Below are 18,833 nucleotides of genomic sequence, written 5' to 3'. Positions count from 1 at the left end.
TTCCCCTGGCTATTCGCCGCCCATGATCAACTGTGCCTCGCTCTCCCCGATTCCTCTCTCTGTCACTAGCGATTGCTCGTCGTTACCGTGTATGGGTATCTGACGCCGAAAATGCTAGAATCCTCCGATTAACTGCCGGCCACTCAGTATCTCCTCGATTAAACCCTATTTTCATCGTTTGATGCGTGCTGTCTGGTGTGTGCAGAGATTATTGTCAGTACCTTGAATGTTGATACCAAACGGGGTGCGAGAAGCTGGGAAGAGATTATGATTCGGTTAACACAAATTAAGCTGCCACTCGACCATGATGAGATGGCTATCGAGTCTAAGGTACTGAAGACGTTGAAGATTGCCAAAGGTGATCTACTCAATGTGAGTGTCTTTAAGCGCGGCTACGACGCCCGAAAGAAAACCAATATCTCCCTGATTTACACGCTCGATGTTGACACCCGCTGCAACGAGCAGTTGCTGGAGCGTTTCGCCAAGGATAATAACGTCCGCGCCACGCCGGACATGAGCTATAAGTTCGTCGGTCACGCGACCGAGGTGCCCGCGAAGCGGCCGATTGTCATCGGCACCGGTCCCTGCGGCATGTTTGTAGGGCTTATTCTGGCGCAGATGGGCTTGGCGCCGATCATCCTTGAGCGCGGTAAGGCCGTGCGCGAACGCACTAAAGACACCTGGGGCTTGTGGCGTAAGCGTGAACTCAATAGCGAATCGAATGTACAGTTTGGCGAGGGCGGCGCAGGCACCTTCTCCGACGGCAAGCTCTACAGCCAGATCAAGGACAGCAACCACCACGGCCGTAAGGTGTTACATGAGTTTGTTAATTTCGGCGCCCCGGAGGAGATCCTCTATGTCTCCAAGCCCCATATCGGCACCTTTAAGCTGGTGAAGATGGTGGAGAACATGCGCCATAAAATTACCGAACTGGGGGGCGAGGTGCGCTTTAGTCAGCGCGTCGACGAGGTATTGATCGACGATGGTCAGGTGCAGGGTGTGGTGCTACAGGATGGTAGCCGGCTGGAGAGCGAGCATGTGGTGTTTGCCATCGGCCACAGTGCCCGCGATACTTTTACGATGTTGCGTGACAAGGGCGTCTATATCGAGGCCAAGCCGTTCTCGATCGGTTTCCGCGTCGAACACCCACAGTCGATGATCGACGACTGTCGTTTTGGTCCTAATGCTGGCAACGAGATTCTCGGCGCCGCCGATTATAAGCTGGTACATCACTGTCAGAATGGTCGCTCCGTCTATAGCTTTTGTATGTGCCCCGGCGGCACGGTGGTCGCGGCAACCTCGGAAGAGGGGCAGGTCGTGACCAACGGTATGAGTCAGTACTCGCGTAATGAACGCAATGCGAATGCAGCGATCGTCGTGGGTATCGAGCCGTCGGACTTCCCCTCGGGCGATGTCCTGGCGGGCATAGATCTGCAGCGCGAGCTCGAACAGCGTGCCTATCAGCTAGGGGGGGGCGATTACACGGCACCGGCGCAGCTGGTGGGTGATTTTCTTGCAGGCACCCCCTCTCGTGAGTTTGGAGAGGTACAGCCGTCCTATAAGCCGGGCATTAAGTTGACCGATCTTGAGCCCTCGCTGCCGGAGTATGCGATTGAGGCATTACGTGAGGCGATTCCCGCCTTCGATAAGAAGATCAAGGGTTATGCTCGTTACGATGCGATACTCACCGGCGTTGAGACGCGCACCTCGTCACCGGTCCGGCTCAAGCGCGACGAGAGTTACCAGAGCATCAATACCCGCGGCTTGTTCCCAGCCGGTGAGGGGGCAGGCTATGCCGGCGGTATCTTGTCGGCTGCCGTCGACGGTTTGAAAGTGGGGGAAGCCGTCGCGAGGAGTATGCTGGGTATTGCGATAGAGGATAGTCAATAATCGCAACTGTAGTGCAACACACTCAGCTCAGTGTGTTGCCTGTGAAGCGTGTAGCAGTTTGGTTACGCGATGAGCCCTTTGTTTTTGATCGTTTGTGACACGGCATCTTGGTTATTTAATTTTAGTGCTCGACTAGCCCGATTTTTAAAACTACTTCTTGAATATTATGCTTCAATAGTCATGTTTCTATTTATAGCGCTGCTGTAACATGTCAGCCAATTAAGCAATTGATCGATAGCTTAAAGTTACTGTCGATACCAGGGATGGGTATTCGTTAGGGTTTTCTGCACGCTAGTATGATCATTTTTTTTATGCGGATGAGACACGCTATCGGCAGCGTAATTTACGACGTTAACTTCAGCTCGAAGAAAAGATTAAATATAGTCAAATTATGACAGGGAATGGATATGAAAGATGCTGTGCTAAATACGGGGGCAAGGATGCCGATGATTGGCCTGGGGACCTGGAAGTCGGACTTGTCGACGATGGTAAAGGTCGTTGATAGTGCAATTAGTAGTGGTTATCGTCACATAGACTGTGCAGCAGTCTATGGCAATGAATGCCAGGTAGGGCAGGCATTGCAGCATAGCTTGAGTCATTCGGCTGTTGAACGGCAGGACCTGTGGATTACTTCTAAGCTGTGGAATGACAATCAAAAAGCAGAGCATGTTCGACCTGCCTGCCTTTCCACATTGGCGGATCTACAGCTAGATTACCTGGATTTATATGTGATTCACTGGCCAATAGCGTTTCGGCACGGCGTGCGATCTCCTGCAAGCCGAGAAGATTTTGTACCTCGCAATGAGTTGGCATTAAAAGAGACTTGGCTGGCTATGGAGGCCTTGCAAAAGGAGGGGTTGGTAAAGAATATCGGTGTTTCAAACTTCAATATCAGCCATCTAAAAGAAATTATGTCGGTAGCTAGCGTCGTGCCATCGGTTAATCAGGTGGAGTCCCACCCTTATTTGCAGCAGCGAGAGTTATTGGGTTTCTGCCAGCAGCAGGGCATCCATATGACGGCTTACTCGCCCTTGGGCTCATCGGGTCGGTCTGCAGAACTGCGTTCGGCTGATGAACGGATGATATTAGAGGATGCAACAATACAGCGAATTGCTGCACGAAGAGGGGCTAGTTCTGCGCAAGTGTTATTAGCCTGGCAAATACAGCGCGGTGTCTCGGTGATACCTAAGTCATCCTCACCGACTCGGTTAGCAGAAAACCTAGCGGCAGCGCTACTTGAGTTAACAGAGCAAGATAATAGTGAGATTGCGGCAATAAATATCGTGCAGCGATATTTTAGTCTAAGTAGCTGGTTTGGGGCTGAGAGCCCGTATAGTCTCAGTGATGTGTGGGGTTGAAAAATGATGTGATCTATAGATCGGCTGGCGGTATTCATAAGAGAAAAAAGCTAGTTTATTTTTCTCGACGCTTCGAGAACGCGTTTTTCTCTCTTATTGAAGCAATACCTCGGGAGCGCAGGGCGTAAGAGTTGCCTGCGTAACTCGGACAGCCCATTATCAATGAGGTGGAGATGGTGATGCCCAGTCAGGGGCGCGATGAGCCGGCTCACCACCGTCGATTATACCTCGGGTATTATGATCTCGAATTAGAGGTTATATTGAGGTGTTTCATGCCGAACAGCGGCCTTAGCCAGCCTGTGCGCCTAATAATATATTCATAACAGCTCAGGCAAATAATAAAGGTGGCAGTTATTAATACCATTAACTTTAACCACGGATTTAAGCTGAGCGGTAGTAGGTAATATGACACGGCATACTGTACCGGCATGTGAATTATATAAACGGGAAAAACCGCCTGACTAAAATAGCTGAGCGTCGATGATGTTCGATTTAAGTGGCGGCAAGCATAGCCGAAGATGGCGAGCATCCAACACAGTGACTCAAAGGCCAGCAGTGGATTAGGTACAGCTTCGAACTGAAAGATGATGAGGCGGTTAAAGAAACAGAGTAGGGCAAGGGTGAGCGAGCAATGACGGCTGCGTTGTACTGCGGACCAGAATGTCCCCTTTAGCGAGACAAAGAGGAAGCCGAGACTGAAGCAGATAATGCCGAGCCAAAATCCATGTAGGTTTTTATAATAGATAAAGAAAAGTTCCGGGTTGATGAGCCAGGCTTCGAGCATCATCGGCAGGGCGAGTAAGTAGAGGCCTGCAGGGTGCTGCAGAAGCTTGTTGAATGCGCGAAACAGCAGGTTGTCGGGGCGGTTATTGAGATAAATAAATAACGGCAGCAGCAGTAATACGTAAGCGTAGATATTGCCGAGAAACCACAGGTGGCCCATGGCAGGTCGATATGAAAACGCCTGCTGATAAAAATTACTCAGCATAAAAGGCAACAGTGGAACGATAAATAGGCTGCCGAAAACCAGCGGCAGCAGGATAAACCTGCTTCTCTCTTGCATCAGTTGACGGTAGTTGCGTCGCTGCATCGAGAAGTACAGCCCCATGCCTGCCACCATGAAGATAATCGGTATGCGCCACAGGTTAATTAAAGACATAAAAGTCCAGAGCTCCATCAAAGGTTGATCGTTTTGCATGAAATTAAACTGCTTTGCCCAGGGTAGGAAGCTGACGGTGATATGGTAGATAATCAGCAGTCCTACGGCTAAGGTTCTAATCCAGTCAATATCGTAACGGCGCTGAAGGTTGTCGATGTCGACGGGATTGGCCCCATTGACGGTGTGGGTGTTTTCTATCTGCATGGCGATGTCTTTCGTATTGTTATTGAGGGGAGTTCTAAGCGATCTATGTTGTTAAGCGGTCATGCTCGGCAAAGCTAGCAATGCAGGGAAAAGATATTTTTGATGGCTGACATATTGTTTTCCTTAACGATAGGGTCGGCTTTGTTATTTGAGTTGGCGTGGGCTTATAGTGTTCCGTCGTCCTATTATCCAATATACACCGTTTGTCTGCGAGCGTTCAGTGTATTGCAGGCTGCAGGTGATTACAGTTTATAAGATAACCTTGGTGTGTATCGATAAAAACTACTAATTTCCTTGATGAGGGAGTTAGTAGTTATTGATGCGGGAGAGTGAGGGGATAGAGATTATTGTTGCTGATCGGGCATGCGATCGGAGAAGTCCCAAGAGTTGATATGGCTGGGCGTTATCTTAATGGCGTATTCATTGCTGGCTCGGCTCAATAGCCATGTTGCAAGTTGGTTGTTGCTGTTGCCAAGGTACTTATCGATGAGTTCGTGCAAAATAGCGTCGGCATTGTTTTTCACTAGCTCAACCGTTGCTTTACCCCTAACCCCTTTGTAAGGGTACTCGTTGGTGGAAACCTCAAAAGAAATTGTCTGGTTATGTTTCAGCTGTTTGATCAGGTAGGAGTTCTCATGACTAGCAGCCCACAGTGTTATCCCGTCGGACTTAAACCATAACGAGCATATCATCGGCTCATTTTTTGTGTTGCAAAAAGAAGCTCTAAGCGGGATTTTGGCTGCCGCTAAAAAACTTAGAATTTCCTGTTGGCTCCACTGGCAGTCGTCGCTAATCATCATCGTTTTCCCTTGGCTTATGCCGCCCAGATAAACTTGATACTGACTTCATTGCTATAAATATATTCGCTAGATTATTTTCTGTAAAGCTCGTAATGACCTTGCGCTTTAATCGCTGCGCTCTATTTATTTTTGCATTCTATTTTCAGTGTCTCGTTCTAGTGCCGCAGTTACTAGGTGTCACCCTCGGTGTCAAAGTTGATCTGTCGTTTGATGTTGTTGAGGTTGATGCCCGCATCGTATAATTGTTGTTTGATGAGCAAGCGAAACTGGTTTACATCATCATTTTCTATGGCTTCTATTAGCTGTTCTTGGTCCTGATAAACACAGGTGACCTGCAGCGAGTCGGGGAAATTTTGATAGTTGACGGTGTGGGTGAGCCAGCTGAAGCCACTAAATTGCTGCAGTGCGATTTCACAGACTATAGTGAGTGTTTCACGAATAGTCTTTTCAGTTTTTTTGTCGCGCTTCCTCATGACTTGCTAACCTCGAGGTGAATGTTGTCGATCTGTTGAGAGAGCTTTGCCTTGATCGCTAGCGTTTTCTCGAAGGCACTGGCGTCTTCGAGCTGCTCAAGTATGTTTGGCTCGGGTAGGCAATCATCGGCGATGAAGGTGAGTAGATCAGGTTCCGGATCACAGAATAGAATATCGAATGACAGGCGATCCATGCCGTATAGGCCGCGATGAATCATGTTGGCGGAAAAGACCAGTAGGTCGCCGGCGGCGAGTTCGACAGTGACGCCAGAATCGAGTGCTTGATAGTTCTTTCGTTGGCCGTGTTGTAGCCGAACGGCGAGCTCCTCGTTACTGTCCCAGCGTCGGTGGCTGCCGGGGATGAGCTCAATGCCGGGTTCGTCGACGAGGGGGATGCGCAGGTGAACCACTTCGGGGCCTGACAGTGCCGTTTTTTGCTCGTCGATGGAGAGATGGTATTGCGGGTCCCTGTGCCAATAGTTTTTTTGTGCTGGGTTGGCAGGGTCAAAGAACAGCTGGCTGTTCATGAAGGTGGCGCCTTCGGCAAGGACATCGTTGACGATGCGCATTAGTTTTGTGGAGGCTATAAAATGAAATAACTGCAGCCGTTGCTGCTCGTTTAGGTGCTCGCGACCGGTAATATAGGCTGAGTTGACCGCCCGTTCGGCATAGTCGCTGGCGTGCTGCTGTTGCCATGCATGATGAAAATTTGTCAGCAGCCGTTTTAGTGGTCGCAGTTCATCTTCGCTAAAAAAATTTCTCTGCACGAAGTAGCCGTGTTCTTCATAGTCTTGATTCATCCTGTTCATTACTCTCCGTGCTGCAGATCGTTGAGGCCACAATACAGTATTAATTCATGGCGATATAGTGGGGGTGGCTGGCAGAATAGCTGAACAAGCGCAACACTGTCAGACGTGTTGCGCTTGTGCTGGCTGTTGCTCTAGCAGAGCATTAAACGATCGAAGCCAATGCCGAAGCCGATACCCTGGCGATAGGCGCCGCCGCCGACAATTTGCTTCTGGCTACCCAGTTTATTCGCCGATATTTCAAAGCCATCCTCGGTATAGTACTGCAGTCCGCGTTTGACCGAAGCGACGGTGTCGAACTCGCTGGTTTTTACTCGCACCATCGCTTCGGCTAGAGCAATCAGCTCTTCTTTAACCTTGTCAGATGATGGATTAATCACCTCGACACCGAATTGAAAAAACTCACGATAGCGTCCTTCCTGGGGTTTCTCGTAGCGCCAACAGCGCTCAAAATACCAAAACTTAACATCCTTGTTGCGGCTAAGGTGTTTATCAGCTAACAGCTGCACCGTCGCCGTGCCCTCAGGTCGTAAGCACAACTCGCGGGACTTTTTGTCTTTTAGTACATACATCTGATCGAGCACTTCTGTGCCAGCTTTGTCGGCATAGATTTTTGCGGGCTCTAGGCTGGGCAGAATGATTTCCTGGCAGCCGGCGGCCTCTGCAAGATTGATCAATTGATTGAGCACGCTTCGTCGCTCTTTAGCCTCGTCACCGCTGATTATTCTGACGCCACGGACCTGAGAATCGATTTTGTATTTCATCACAACACCTATATCTTTTTACCATAAAAAAGCCCTCGCAGTGGGTGACTGGGAGGGCTTTCTTCGTGATAGGGCTGTTCATTTCACGTAAGCGATAGCACTCCCAGCCAAATATGGCTTGGATGTTGATGGCTATGTCGTGCTACGTGTAAATTATTCATACTTCAGTGTTGGCTGTTTTTTCTTTCGGGTCAACAGGAAAAAAATAACATTTTCGCAATGTTTTAAATTCGCCAAATCAGAGTGGCAAGGCAATCGCCTGATTCTCGCACCCTTGCCGCTGCACTAATCGGCAGCTGTATCAACAGGCCTGCCTGCAGATGGCATATTAGATTCTACGCTCGGTAGACGGTTGTTTTAGGCTCTGCTTGGTGGATGCCGAGTCTTTTCATCAGTCGCAATAAATTACTGCGATGCACGGAGAGCTGCCTGGCGGCTGCAGAGACGTTGCCATGATTTTTGGCTAGCGCCTCGATGATCAGTTGGCGCTGAAAACCGTCGATAGAGAGTTTTAAGGAGAGGCCCTTCGGCGTTTGTTTTACCTTCTCATCAACCGTTGTGATTGCTGTCGGTAGTGCATGATCTAAGCCTAGGTTGTCGGTGTCGATGTGGATGATGTCGCTATCGTGTTGATGGATTTTAGCCTTGAGCGCCGCTCGGCTTAACAGGTGTTCGAGCTCGCGCACGTTACCCGGCCAATCGTAGTTAAGCAATGCCTGTTTGGCTTCGTGGCTGAGGATGAGCTTTTTTATATTGAGACGAAACTGATCGCGCTCTAAGAAATTCTCTGCGAGCAGCAGGACGTCGTTACCGCGCTGCTGCAGTGTCGGAATGGTGATTGGGAAAACACTCAGCCGATGATAAAGGTCGGCGCGGAAGCGGCCCGCTTTCACCTCTGCTTTAAGGTCGCGATTTGTCGCCGCGAGAATCCGCACGTCGACCTTGATGATGTCATCGCTACCGACACGCTGAATCTCGCCTTCTTGCAGGGCGCGAAGTAGTTTTGCTTGTAATGCTAGGGGGATTTCACCAACCTCATCCAATAACAGGGTGCCGCCATCGGCCAGCTCAAAGCGGCCGCTGCGCGCCTCGGTGGCGCCAGTGAAGGCGCCCTTGGTGTGGCCAAACAGCTCGGCCTCGGCGAGGGTTTCGGGCAGGGCGGCACAGTTGATCTGTACCATTGCCTGCTCGGCACGATCCGAGCGGAGGTGGAGATGTTGGGCGATGATCTCCTTGCCGACGCCGGTTTCGCCCTGGATAAGTACTGTCAGCGGCGTCTTAGCAACGGTATCTATCTCTTCTAACAACTGTTTCATGGCCGTGCTGCTGCCAATGATTTCGTTTTTCACCACGTCACGACTGAGTCCGGCTGTCACTTCGCTGCCGTGTACTAGGCGCTGCTCTAGTTTTTGGATGTGTTGTGCGACGGTGATAACGGCGCGGGTCAGTGTGATGGCGGACAGCTGTGCCTGAGGGGGGACGTCGTCAAACTGTCCGGGTCGCATCGCGTCGAGGGTGATGACGCCCCAGGGTTGCTCATCGATGTAGATGGAGACCCCCATGCAATCGTGGACGTGCAGCTCGCCGTCGACGGTTTGTACCAGGCCGTCATAGGGGTCCGGCATATCGGAGTCACTCTCGAAGCGGACGATGCTGCGGCTAGTGAGGATATGGGCGAGCCGCGGGTGTTGGCTTAAAACAAAGCGTCGACCTGCAGTTTCTGGGTTCAGGCCAAAAAAGGCCACCGGGCGGAGGTAGTCGTCATGCAGCTGCAGCAGCGCGATGGCGTCACAGGGAATGGACTGACGGATGGCTGTCAGCAGTCGCTCGTAGCGCTCGGCGCCGGAGAGGGGGTGTGCTAGGTCTTCGACGATGTCGATATAGTGGTCGCTTATCATGCTGTCAAAACTACCGCGCTGCGGTCGTAGAGTCAACGTATCGTCGCGGTCATAATGATTCGTATTTTATTGGGGTTTTCAATAGTCCCATAAAATCAACTGGTTAATGCTTGGCATGAGCTGTGCATTACTCTCTGTGATAGCGGGCCGTATCGAGGCCAAGGAAGTCAATAATAACCGGGAGTGAGCACCGTGAGTCAGATGAAACAATTACAAGCCTCCAATCACATCATTGTTCTAGCGCTGATTATTTTTGGCGGTAGCACCTACTTCAGCTACTTCGTTGAAGGCCTGGCGTTGGCCGCGGCGGTGAGCTCACACATCGTGATGGTGCTCTCGGCGACCGCGTTTAAAGTGGGCTGTATTCTGAAACTTTACTTATCGCATCGTGCTGTTTAGTGATTTGTTACGAATAGCGCCATTTGTCGAGCGAGATATTTTCTTTGCAATATTGGTTGATTCAAACACGCTGCTGATCGATGCATCACTTATCTTTTTATTGATATCTAAAAGTTAAAACAATTTTAGATAAGTGTTTCGCGACACTCTTTGACTATTTTTATGAAGATAATCTTACCGATATACAATAGTATGAGGCTGCTTTCACAGTTTTTATTAAGGTGAAAGATTTAAATAGATTTTTGGTTGTTATTTTCATAAGTGTAGGTGGCAAGAAATTTTGTCATGCACAATAAAAATAAATACAGTTTTTAGAGTTTGTATAATACATGGAGAAGTAAATGAAATTGTTTTTTCGCTCTGCATTGTCGGCTATAGCGGCGACACTGTTAACAGCAAACGCTTGGACGGCGAACAGCACACACGACGTGATCGTCGTTGGTGCCGGTACTGCCGGTCTGTACGCAGCAAAGACTTTAATCGACGATGGCTATGATGTTCTTGTCATTGAGGCGACCGGCCGTATCGGTGGCCGGGTATACAGTGCCCAGCTCGGCGATATACGCATAGAACTGGGGGCGGAGGAGCACTACACATCTAATAACCCAATCTATTCAGCTGTGAAGAAAAAATATGGCAATAAAATCTATGGTGACATTTACCTAGGCAGCGAGGCTGCCTCGATGGACGGCGGAACCAACACCTGTTGGGAGAAAAAAAGTGCGGCAATAAAGTGTTCTAACGATCAAGATGTTGAAGAGACGAATGGCTTTAATAACTGGTATTGGAAGCCCAACCTGCACACCGACCCCAACTCAACTCTGGCGCAAGATGTTGAAGATAAGTTTGGCGTGGGGCCTGGTCATCGTGCCTACCACCTTTACGACGAGGGTATCGCTGGGGCGAATTATGCGACGTCTTTAGATAAAATTGGCGCCAGAAGCCTCGCCTTACAAGATAATCAGTGGGATTTGTCCGAAGGGGTCGTCGGTATTATCGATAAAAATCGCGGTTTTTCAGATGTATTAGAAGGAGTGTGGTGGAAGGATGTCATGGCAGGCAGTACGCTATTATTATCCAGCCCGGTTACCGCCATTGATACCCGTGGTGATGATGTGATTGTGACGACTGAGAGTGGTGATTTACATGCGGCACGGCAAGTCATTGTGACGGTATCACTGGGTGTTTTACAAGCTGAGAAAATTAATTTCACCCCTAACTTACCTGCGAAAACCGTGAGTGCCTACAAGGGGATTGGCATTGATCAGGGGATGAAAGTTGCCATGCGTTTTAAGTCGGCTTGGTGGGAGACAGAAGGCCAGCTCAGCTGGATTACCACCGAGGGTTTAGCATCTGGCTGTTGGGTACCGAGTGATTATAAGTCCGGCAGCGAGTCTCATATTATGATGTGTTATCCCATGGGTGATAATGGTCAGCGTTTAAGTGAGATAGCCGCGGCTGCTGATGAAGGAACGGGTGATAAGGCGATTGTTAACGCAATTCTGGCAGACCTTGATATTACTTTTCCGCAGGCCGTTGGCGCAGCGTCTGAGAATTATGTCGATAGTATTGTGCAAAACTGGGGGGCTCACCCTTATACCTTAGGTGTCTACAGCTATCCTAAGGTGGGAACTTATAGCACCGCAAAAGAAAGTAAACGCAAAGACTTACAGGCACCGGTGGCAGGCAATAGAATTTTCTTTGCCGGTGAGGCATCGCATACCACCCACCCTGCGACCGTCGTCGGTGCGCTACATGAGGGCGAACGCGCAGCGAACAATATTCATAAGATTAATGGTCACCCTAATAATCCGCCGCCCTTACCTACTGATGACGGTGTCGTGGATAGCGTGATTTTTGGCACTGCAAAATATAATCGAAGTAATGGTAAATTGACGGTCGTTGCCAGGAGCTCTGAAGGTGTCGATGACATTAAGCTTACACTAGTCGATTATGGGGAAATGCCCATCCATCCTAAAAAAAATGATAGGTTTCGAATGGTGATCAAGATGGATGAGGCCGATGTTCCCGCCACCATCACCGTGATGTCTTCAAGAGGAGGGATTAATACGAAAATTGTTGGTTTTAAAAACTAACTCGATAGGTGCGCGGTGATGGTGGTGTCGTTGATAACAGGCCTTTTATTTATTGCCGCGTCGCCGCCCATTCGCGGCGTAACAGTGCATAACTGTGCATATCATGGTACTCGCCGTTGGCAAACGATGCCTCTCTCAGTATGCCTTCGTGGGTGAAGCCCGCCTTCACTGCCACCCGTACTGACGGCGTGTTTGCTACTGCCATTCTTAATTCGAGGCGATTGATCCTTCTGGTTTTAAATAGATGATTGGCGAGTAACCTGACGGCCTGGCTAGCATAGCCCTTGCCGCGACACTCGTGGTTAAAGATATAGTAGCCAAGCTCTAAACCATCGACGTAGGGGATCGATTTAAATAGGCCAATAGAGCCTAACAGTCTTCCTTCTCGGCAGGTGATGACATAGCGCTCTGATTTTTCGCGAATGAAACCGTGTTCTTGAAAGTTTTTTTTAAACGTCGCTTCGGAAACAAAGTCGCCGGGCATGAAGTCGCCGAGAGCATCGTTATCGCCGAGCACGACGATAAGTTCCTCGAGATCTCTCTCGGCGATCGCGCGAATTATTATTTGGTCATTTTTAATCATGGGTTATTCTCTGTACTGCTGTTATTTTTTGTTGATTTTTTGATGGCCGATGAGGTGTGCGTCTTTCGTCTTATGGTTAAAAAAATATTTTTTAACAGTGGGTAATGTTTACCACTCATCGTGTTTGTAGGCATAGCAGAAGACATCACGCTTTGCATTCGACAGCTGTGGTGCGACATAGAAGGCTGCCTGGCTGCCGGTATAGTGAAAATCTGCGCTGGTTAGGCTGTGTTGGGCGGCAAGATTCTCCTGATCGGTAAAGGAGATGATGCTCTTGTTGTCTGCTTCAGCGGCATAACTATCAGCGGCTAAACGTAGTGCCTCTGAGGCGAAGCCCTGACCGGTTGCGCTGCTAAGCAGGCCGAAGTGAAGCGCTACGCTGGTCGCGCTTTCGACAACGGTAATCATGCCTAGCACTGAGCCGCTGCTGTTTTCTTGGATAACCCAGACACAGAGTCCATGATCTGCCAGGCTCTCTTCGGTTGAGAGCCTAGCAAGCATTTTCGCTGTTTGCCCGGGGCTACTATGTGGCTTGCGGGCGAGAAATTTGCTGGCGGTTACATCACCGGTGTAATGAAACAGTACTGCTGCGTCGTCAGCCGTGGCGTACCTCAGGCTGACTCTGTCTGTTTGTTGGGGCATATTTATGGCTCTTGATTGCCGGAGCTGAGTGATTTTTATTTTTAAGAATATGTTTTTTATCTGACGATGCAAGAAGATATCGTTAGATTTGGCTAGTTAACGGCGTGTGCAGGCGCGGTGTGTGTCACGAAGCTGGCGGGACGCACAGGCTGATGTGGATTCAGCCTGTTGCGTGTTGTTTGTCTAGTGGTCGTGATGATGCTTGGCGCGGCCCTGGCGATAGACATCGACGTCGGGGGTGTCGGAGATAATTTCGCCACTGACGGCATCGACGACCATTTCGCGTGGGTGCCCGTCCTTGTAAGCTTCCACTTCCCAGGCGCCGTGTTCGATGGAAATCTCGGTGATAGGGCTATAGCCTTTGCTCTCTAAAGCTTTGACGATCGTAGAGAGGGATTGAGCGTTGGCGGGAGGTTGCTCGTCGGCGAAGGCGGGTTGCAGCGCCATAATGGTGGCGACGGTTAGAATGGATCGGAGCATAAATCACCTCGATAGCTGAGTCGTAGGCACAGTTTTATGATCGTCACGCTCTTTTTCTCTTTCAAGTCGAGCGTGACGATCTCCTCATTCAAAGCTAGCATGAAATGGCTTTATGCGCTAAGTGCTTGTATCGGGGGTTAGCTGGATTCTGCGTGTAGCAGCTGTTGCTTAATGAAAGTCAGCTCCGCCTCTACGACGTCGTCAATATGCGGCCCGTAGTAGACGCCGAAGTGGTCACCGTCGATGATTTTTAGCTGTGCATTGGCGATCATCGCCGCGGTCTGCCGTACCGATGCCAGCGGCACGCCGGCGTCGTCGCGGGCGGCAACGAGCAGGCTGGGGCAGCGAATTTGCTCGGCAACGAGCAGTGGTCGGTAGTCGCCGCCCTTGAGTAGCGAGCGGGCGGGGATACTGTTCTGCCAGGTTGTGCTGCCCTTGGCGAGGTGTTGTTGGTAGCTCTCGCGCCAGCCGGGATAGTTCATCACTGCATATTGTTCGGGCTCGGCGACGGCCGGTAACAGTATTGGCTTGCCGCCAAACAAGGCCTTCAGTGAATCGGCGATGGCGCGGCTCATGCCGGTGAGGACGTTGCCCAGCGCGACCGTCTTGAAGGCGGCACGACTACAGCAGTGAGGCACCTGGGCGATCATCGCGAAGGCGCTAGGGAAGCGAGCGGCCATGCTGATGGCGTGACCGCCGCCGAGCGAGCTGCCCCAGATGATGATGCGTCGTGCGTCGACCCAGGGCTGGGCACGCGCGTGCTCGAGGGCGGCGAGGAAGTCGTCTTGTTGGCCGGGGATGTCGACCACCTGTCGGGGTTCGCCATCGCTCTGACCAAAGCTGCGATAGTCGAAGTTCATCGTAGCAATACCGGCGGCGGTAAAGGCCTCGATGGCAGGGCGGGTGCCGAACTGCCACTCGGTGGCGAAGCCGTTGCCCATGACAACGATCGGCAGTGCGGTGTCGTCGTGTCGCTCGGGTCGGTGAAAATAGGCCTGCAGACGAGTGCCGTCGACGGTGAAGTGACTGGCTTGCTGTTGCATGTTGCTGCTCCTGTTGTGGTGTTTACTGCGGATCTAGGCCGTGCTTACTTAAGAGGTGATGTGGAAGTCCGTCAGCGTCGGTGTCTTCAGCTTCTCGCGATAATAAGAGGGCGCCCAGGGCCAGGTCTGTGGCAGTGTGCTACCGTCGAAGTACCAGCTGGAGCAACCACTGACCCAGATGGTGTCGTCGAAGGAGCCGGCGAGATCGCTGCCAAATTTTTCGGCGGCGGACTTCTTCGGTGTCATCGTCTTGATTTCGCCGGCCTCGATCTTGTCGAGACACTGCAGCACATAGTCGACGCCGATATCGGCGATATCGATCAACGACAGGTTGGTGATTGGGCTGTTGGGGCCTATTAACATGAAGAAGTTGCTGAGCCCTGGCACGGCGATGGACTGATAGTTGCGGCTGCCTTCATCCTGCCAGATGTCTTCGAGCTTAGCACCGTCGACGCCGGTGATGTCTTTGACTCCCCAGACATTGGGGCGGAAGCCGGTGGCTAACACCAGTAGATCTAGCGGGTGTAGCTCGCCGTCGGCGGTACGTACGCCGTCGGCCTCAATTTGCGTGATGGCGCTGCGCTCAACACTCACGTTATCTTGCTGTAGGGCCTTGTAGTAGCTGTCGGAGACGATCATGCGCTTACACATGGCCTGTTCTTGTGGGCGTAGCTTCTCACGCAGCTCAGCGTCTTTGACCTGTTTGAGGTTGTGTTCACAGGCCCAGGCCACCAGCTTTCGTCGCCAACCATCGGCGAGGGCGGCGCGGCCAAACTGCTCGCCGACCCAGTCGTAGAACTTGCGTGTCAGCCAGCCCAGTAGCGGCACCTTCCGCTTCAGCTGTTTGGCCAGTGGCCCGTATTCGGTGTTCGGTGTCGGCATTACCCACTGCGGGGTGCGTATAAAGACATCGAGCTGTGTCGCCTGCTGGGCGATAGGCCAGGTGGCCTGGACCCCGGAGGAGCCGGAGCCGATGATGCCGACACGTTTACCGTTGAGGTCGTAGTCGTCGTCCCAGTCGGCGGTATGTAGGGTGGTGCCTTGAAAGTTCTCTAGGCCGGGGATGTCGGGATAAAATTTCTCGTTCAGCGGGCCTGTTGCATCGACGAGGACGTCGAAGTTGTGTTGCTCGCCGCTGCTGGTCTCAATCTGCCAGCGCTCGTCGGTAAAGCGGGCGGCGGTTACCGTCGTCTCGAACTGGGTGTAGTCATCCAGTTGGTATTTTTTGGCGATGCCCTCGAAGTAGGCCTGGATTTCGGCACCGCCGGAGAACCGTCTGCTCCACTCCGTATTGGGTTCAAACTCATAGCAGTATGAAAATGAGGCAACATCGCAGGCGACGCCGGGGTAGCGGTTCTCGCGCCAGACACCGCCGACCTTCTTGGCCCGTTCAAAGATGGTGAAGTTACGCTTGCCCTGTTGCAGTAGTTTGATGGCCATTAGCATGCCCGACATGCCTGCCCCGATGATGCCAACGCTGGGTGTGGAGTGTGATCGAGTCATAGTGTTTCACCTGTCAGTGTTGCGTAATGACGCTGTCGCGTGCTGCCAGAGGAAAGTGGTTCCCGTTGCGGCCGTCTGTCGCAGGCTTGTCGCAATAGCATTGTCGCAATAGCATCGTGCCAATATTATTATACTTGTGTGTACTTCTTACACATGAGTGCAATATAATTCAGTGCTATAGAATACACAAGAGTATATCTTTATATATTGTTATATTATTTTCCTCCCGTATGATCGCCACTTCACTTAGAGGCCCTCTTCAATGTCCGATAGACGCGCACGCCGCCTACAGGAGACCCACGATCGTATCGTGCAGGCTCTGGAAGATTATCTCTCTGCCGAGATGGATACGGGGATCACTATCGATGAGCTTTGTGAGCGTGCTGATGTCGCCCGCAAGACTTTCTACAACCACTTTAGCGGCCTCGACCAACCCTATATGGAACTGACCCTGCGCCATATTGTCGCCCTCGACGGCCAGAACAGCGCCGATGCTGAGCGGCAGGCCCAGGGCCTGATGGAGAGATTCGATCTTTTTTGTCGCTATGGCATGCGAGACGCGGAGCGCTGGGGCTGGCTGCATTGGAATCTGTTGATCTACGGCCTACAGGCGACCTATAAGATGGACGAGGAGTCGGCTGCGGTGGTGCGCACCATGATCCAGGCGCGCAGCGAGCATCTGTTCGGTGCGGCGGCACGCTCGGGCGAGTTAGACGGCTGTTATTCCGCCGAGGTGTTGGGTGAGTTTACCAAGGGCATCGAGACGGGGATTGCTCAGGATGATGCGCTGAAGTATTTACAGTTACCGGCCGGCGCCGACATTGCCGCTTTGTCGTCTCAGCGGGTAGACAATTATGATGAGTTTCGCCGCATGATGTTGGCACTGCTCAGTAAGCATATGACGCCGCCGGCGGGGAGTGTGTCATGACGAGTCGACGAGCACGGCGGCAGCAGGAGGTGCGGCAGCGTATCGTGCAGGCGACGCTGGCGTTGTTTGCCGAGCGCGAACTGGACGACATTAGTATTCAGCAACTCTGCGAGCGGGCCGATATTGCCCGGCGGACGTTTTATGCCTATTTTCCCTGCAAGGAGGCGGTGCTCTGTGCCGTCGTTGCCGAGCAGGCGCAACTAACGTTGAGGCGTGAATACAGCGAGGCCGAGCAACAATACCCGCGTTTTCGTCAGCGCCTGCAGCACGTTGTCGACAGTGCGATTGCTCGCCGTGAAGGCTATGGCGAGTTTGAGCGGCGCACCTACAAGGTGGCGACGGCCTATGAGTTTTCGCTGCACGGGCCGGACAGTCGCTCAAACGCATTCCGAGAATATAAGCGCTATTTTCAGCGCTGGATCAGTGCCGGGCAGCAGAGCGGCGAGTTGACTCGTCACTATTCCAGTGAGCTACTCGCCGTCGCCTGTACCGGGGTGTTATTCAACATCAACCAACACTGGGTGAACAATGCCGACTACCCGCATCTACAGCGCTACCGACAAGCGGAAGCCTTTCTCTACGACCTACTGACCGATTAGCGTCGATGCCAGCTAGCGCTGCTGGCTGGCAATCATGCGCTCGAGTTTCTTCACGTCGAAGCCGGACAGGCTTTGCTGGCCGATGACGATGAAGGGCAGGCCGCGGGCACCGAGGCGCTGTAGCTCCTTGGCGGCACGCCGGTTACGGTCGACGTTGAGCTCGACGAAGGCCAGTTTACGCTGCTTGAGAAAGGCCTTGGCGCTCTTACAGTGTGGGCACTTGTCGGCGCTATAGAGGGTGATCTTTAACATGCTGGTTTCCTATTTGAGGCCACTGAGTTGCTGTTCTACCCACTCAGGTACCCGTACGCTCGCCTTGCCGATCAGCGTCTGTTGGAATGCCGAGTTCACTAGTGAGGGCTCGAGATTAATCTCTAGGCTGTGGGCGCCGCTGCTGTTGGCTTCGGCGACGAAGCCGGCGGCGGGGTAGACGTGGCCGCTGGTGCCGATGGCAACAAAGTGGTCGCAGCGCTGGATGGCCTGCTCGATCTTGCTCATGCCTAGCGGCATCTCACCAAACCAGACAATATTGGGGCGCAGGGTGCCCGCCTTCTGACAGCAGGCGCAGCGCTGTTCGGCGGTGATGTCGTCGTGAACAGGGAAGACTTGGCCGCTCTCGACACAGCGCATCTGCAGTAGTTCGCCATGCATATGCAGCACATTCTGGCTGCCGGCGCGCTCGTGTAGGTCGTCGATATTTTGCGTGACGATAAGGACTTCGCCGGGGAATTCGCGCTCCAGCTTAGCCAGAGCATAGTGCGCTGGGTTGGCGCTCACTTCGTCGGAGAGCAGCTGCTGCCTGCGTGTGTTGTAGAACGCCTGTACTTTTAACGGGTCCTTGGCAAACCCCTCCGGCGTCGCAACGTCCTCGATGCGATGATTCTCCCACAGGCCGTCGGCGGCGCGGAAGGTTTGTAGGCCGGATTCGGCGGAGATGCCGGCACCGGTGAGGATGACAATAGCGTGGCTCACGATGGTTCACCTGTGACGAGATTAAAAGTGCCGCTAGTGTAAGCAAACCGATGAGGTGATGATAGTGCTGCGGGATAACAGCGAGGCAGGGGATGAGTCGTTATTACAGTAATGACTGTCGTGTGACTGTCGTGTGACTGTCGTGTGAGTGTCGTGGTGAGTGTCGTAGTGAGTGTGGAAATGATAGCAGGGATGATTGGACGGTTGGCACATTGCACACAAACGCTGATATACTG

Annotated in this window: 19 protein-coding genes; 6 read left to right on the top strand and 13 right to left on the bottom strand. The window is 52.0% G+C overall.

All coding sequences use genetic code 11. From position 1 onward, the window contains the following. Positions 1-267 precede the first annotated feature (267 nt). Positions 268-1,890 carry an NAD(P)/FAD-dependent oxidoreductase gene (locus tag EDC56_RS17930; RefSeq protein WP_123714019.1) on the top strand — a complete coding sequence of 541 codons (1,623 nt, stop codon included), beginning with the start codon at positions 268-270 and terminating at the stop codon, positions 1,888-1,890. A 407-nt stretch (positions 1,891-2,297) separates the two neighbouring features. Further along, positions 2,298-3,248, top strand: a complete 951-nt coding sequence (locus EDC56_RS17925; protein ID WP_211333750.1) for an aldo/keto reductase — start codon at positions 2,298-2,300, stop codon at positions 3,246-3,248. Positions 3,249-3,483: 235 nt separating this feature from the next. Here the strand turns inward: EDC56_RS17925 and EDC56_RS17920 are convergent, their stop codons facing one another. The 6 genes from EDC56_RS17920 to norR form a co-directional block, all read right to left on the bottom strand. After that, positions 3,484-4,611, bottom strand: a complete 1,128-nt coding sequence (locus EDC56_RS17920) for an acyltransferase family protein (RefSeq protein ID WP_123713968.1) — start codon at positions 4,609-4,611, stop codon at positions 3,484-3,486. Between the two features lie 344 nt (positions 4,612-4,955). Further along, positions 4,956-5,411, bottom strand: a complete 456-nt coding sequence (locus tag EDC56_RS17915) for a hypothetical protein (protein ID WP_123713967.1) — start codon at positions 5,409-5,411, stop codon at positions 4,956-4,958. A gap of 170 nt (positions 5,412-5,581) precedes the next feature. After that, positions 5,582-5,884 carry a Fis family transcriptional regulator gene (locus tag EDC56_RS17910; RefSeq protein WP_123713966.1) on the bottom strand — a complete coding sequence of 101 codons (303 nt, stop codon included), beginning with the start codon at positions 5,882-5,884 and terminating at the stop codon, positions 5,582-5,584. After that, positions 5,881-6,693 carry a phytanoyl-CoA dioxygenase family protein gene (locus tag EDC56_RS17905; RefSeq protein WP_211333749.1) on the bottom strand — a complete coding sequence of 271 codons (813 nt, stop codon included), beginning with the start codon at positions 6,691-6,693 and terminating at the stop codon, positions 5,881-5,883. The genes EDC56_RS17910 and EDC56_RS17905 overlap by 4 nt, the downstream gene beginning before the upstream one ends. A gap of 131 nt (positions 6,694-6,824) precedes the next feature. Beyond that, a complete protein-coding gene (locus EDC56_RS17900) occupies positions 6,825-7,454 on the bottom strand; it encodes an ATP phosphoribosyltransferase regulatory subunit (RefSeq protein WP_123713964.1) in 630 nt (209 codons plus the stop codon). Positions 7,455-7,789: 335 nt separating this feature from the next. Further along, complete coding sequence (gene norR / locus EDC56_RS17895; protein WP_245980743.1) at positions 7,790-9,388, bottom strand: nitric oxide reductase transcriptional regulator NorR; 1,599 nt, start codon at positions 9,386-9,388, stop codon at positions 7,790-7,792. Positions 9,389-9,544: 156 nt separating this feature from the next. Between norR and EDC56_RS17890 the strand changes: the two genes are divergently transcribed. Both EDC56_RS17890 and EDC56_RS17885 read left to right on the top strand, forming a co-directional pair. After that, positions 9,545-9,751, top strand: a complete 207-nt coding sequence (locus tag EDC56_RS17890) for a hypothetical protein (RefSeq protein ID WP_148059450.1) — start codon at positions 9,545-9,547, stop codon at positions 9,749-9,751. Positions 9,752-10,092: 341 nt separating this feature from the next. After that, a complete protein-coding gene (locus EDC56_RS17885; protein ID WP_123713962.1) occupies positions 10,093-11,847 on the top strand; it encodes a flavin monoamine oxidase family protein in 1,755 nt (584 codons plus the stop codon). 49 nt (positions 11,848-11,896) lie between these two features. Here the strand turns inward: EDC56_RS17885 and EDC56_RS17880 are convergent, their stop codons facing one another. From EDC56_RS17880 to EDC56_RS17860, 5 genes are all read right to left on the bottom strand, one after another. Continuing rightward, the gene (locus EDC56_RS17880) at positions 11,897-12,430 is read right to left on the bottom strand and encodes a GNAT family N-acetyltransferase (protein ID WP_123713961.1); all 534 of its coding nucleotides are present in this window, start codon (positions 12,428-12,430) and stop codon (positions 11,897-11,899) included. Between the two features lie 108 nt (positions 12,431-12,538). Beyond that, a complete protein-coding gene (locus EDC56_RS17875) occupies positions 12,539-13,072 on the bottom strand; it encodes a GNAT family N-acetyltransferase (protein WP_123713960.1) in 534 nt (177 codons plus the stop codon). A 183-nt stretch (positions 13,073-13,255) separates the two neighbouring features. Beyond that, positions 13,256-13,552, bottom strand: a complete 297-nt coding sequence (locus EDC56_RS17870) for a PepSY domain-containing protein (RefSeq protein WP_123713959.1) — start codon at positions 13,550-13,552, stop codon at positions 13,256-13,258. A 137-nt stretch (positions 13,553-13,689) separates the two neighbouring features. Further along, on the bottom strand, positions 13,690-14,595 hold the full coding sequence (locus tag EDC56_RS17865) for an alpha/beta hydrolase (RefSeq protein WP_123713958.1): 906 nt from the start codon (positions 14,593-14,595) through the stop codon (positions 13,690-13,692). Positions 14,596-14,643: 48 nt separating this feature from the next. Next, a complete protein-coding gene (locus EDC56_RS17860) occupies positions 14,644-16,098 on the bottom strand; it encodes a flavin-containing monooxygenase (protein ID WP_123713957.1) in 1,455 nt (484 codons plus the stop codon). A 262-nt stretch (positions 16,099-16,360) separates the two neighbouring features. Here EDC56_RS17860 and EDC56_RS17855 point away from each other — a divergent pair, with 262 nt between their 5' ends. Continuing rightward, positions 16,361-17,026, top strand: a complete 666-nt coding sequence (locus EDC56_RS17855) for a TetR/AcrR family transcriptional regulator (protein ID WP_123713956.1) — start codon at positions 16,361-16,363, stop codon at positions 17,024-17,026. After that, entirely contained in the window at positions 17,023-17,625 is a 603-nt protein-coding gene (locus EDC56_RS17850) for a TetR/AcrR family transcriptional regulator (protein WP_123713955.1), read from the top strand. Before EDC56_RS17855 ends, EDC56_RS17850 begins: the two co-directional genes overlap by 4 nt. A gap of 12 nt (positions 17,626-17,637) precedes the next feature. On the opposite strand, the gene EDC56_RS17845 is transcribed toward EDC56_RS17850, so the two are convergent. Together EDC56_RS17845 and cobB are read right to left on the bottom strand one after the other, a co-directional pair. Next, a complete protein-coding gene (locus EDC56_RS17845) occupies positions 17,638-17,877 on the bottom strand; it encodes a glutaredoxin family protein (protein WP_123713954.1) in 240 nt (79 codons plus the stop codon). A 9-nt stretch (positions 17,878-17,886) separates the two neighbouring features. Continuing rightward, a complete protein-coding gene (cobB, locus tag EDC56_RS17840) occupies positions 17,887-18,597 on the bottom strand; it encodes a Sir2 family NAD+-dependent deacetylase (RefSeq protein ID WP_245980742.1) in 711 nt (236 codons plus the stop codon). Positions 18,598-18,833 lie beyond the last annotated feature (236 nt).

It is taken from the genome of Sinobacterium caligoides, from assembly GCF_003752585.1.
In the GTDB taxonomy this organism is placed as follows: domain Bacteria; phylum Pseudomonadota; class Gammaproteobacteria; order Pseudomonadales; family Sinobacteriaceae; genus Sinobacterium; species Sinobacterium caligoides.
The sequence above is the reverse complement of the archived record's forward strand: the minus strand, read 5'-3'. Positions and strand labels throughout refer to the sequence as shown.

Coding starts and splice junctions, on each gene's coding strand:
- EDC56_RS17860 (WP_123713957.1), bottom strand. CDS start 16,098: ATGACTCGATCACACTCCACACCCAGCGTTGGCATCATCGGGGCAGGC.
- EDC56_RS17930 (WP_123714019.1), top strand. CDS start 268: ATGATTCGGTTAACACAAATTAAGCTGCCACTCGACCATGATGAGATG.
- EDC56_RS17880 (WP_123713961.1), bottom strand. CDS start 12,430: ATGATTAAAAATGACCAAATAATAATTCGCGCGATCGCCGAGAGAGAT.
- EDC56_RS17905 (WP_211333749.1), bottom strand. CDS start 6,693: ATGAACAGGATGAATCAAGACTATGAAGAACACGGCTACTTCGTGCAG.
- EDC56_RS17870 (WP_123713959.1), bottom strand. CDS start 13,552: ATGCTCCGATCCATTCTAACCGTCGCCACCATTATGGCGCTGCAACCC.
- EDC56_RS17900 (WP_123713964.1), bottom strand. CDS start 7,454: ATGAAATACAAAATCGATTCTCAGGTCCGTGGCGTCAGAATAATCAGC.
- EDC56_RS17855 (WP_123713956.1), top strand. CDS start 16,361: ATGTCCGATAGACGCGCACGCCGCCTACAGGAGACCCACGATCGTATC.
- EDC56_RS17915 (WP_123713967.1), bottom strand. CDS start 5,411: ATGATGATTAGCGACGACTGCCAGTGGAGCCAACAGGAAATTCTAAGT.
- EDC56_RS17865 (WP_123713958.1), bottom strand. CDS start 14,595: ATGCAACAGCAAGCCAGTCACTTCACCGTCGACGGCACTCGTCTGCAG.
- EDC56_RS17850 (WP_123713955.1), top strand. CDS start 17,023: ATGACGAGTCGACGAGCACGGCGGCAGCAGGAGGTGCGGCAGCGTATC.
- EDC56_RS17910 (WP_123713966.1), bottom strand. CDS start 5,884: ATGAGGAAGCGCGACAAAAAAACTGAAAAGACTATTCGTGAAACACTC.
- EDC56_RS17875 (WP_123713960.1), bottom strand. CDS start 13,072: ATGCCCCAACAAACAGACAGAGTCAGCCTGAGGTACGCCACGGCTGAC.
- EDC56_RS17925 (WP_211333750.1), top strand. CDS start 2,298: ATGAAAGATGCTGTGCTAAATACGGGGGCAAGGATGCCGATGATTGGC.
- EDC56_RS17885 (WP_123713962.1), top strand. CDS start 10,093: ATGAAATTGTTTTTTCGCTCTGCATTGTCGGCTATAGCGGCGACACTG.
- EDC56_RS17920 (WP_123713968.1), bottom strand. CDS start 4,611: ATGCAGATAGAAAACACCCACACCGTCAATGGGGCCAATCCCGTCGAC.
- EDC56_RS17845 (WP_123713954.1), bottom strand. CDS start 17,877: ATGTTAAAGATCACCCTCTATAGCGCCGACAAGTGCCCACACTGTAAG.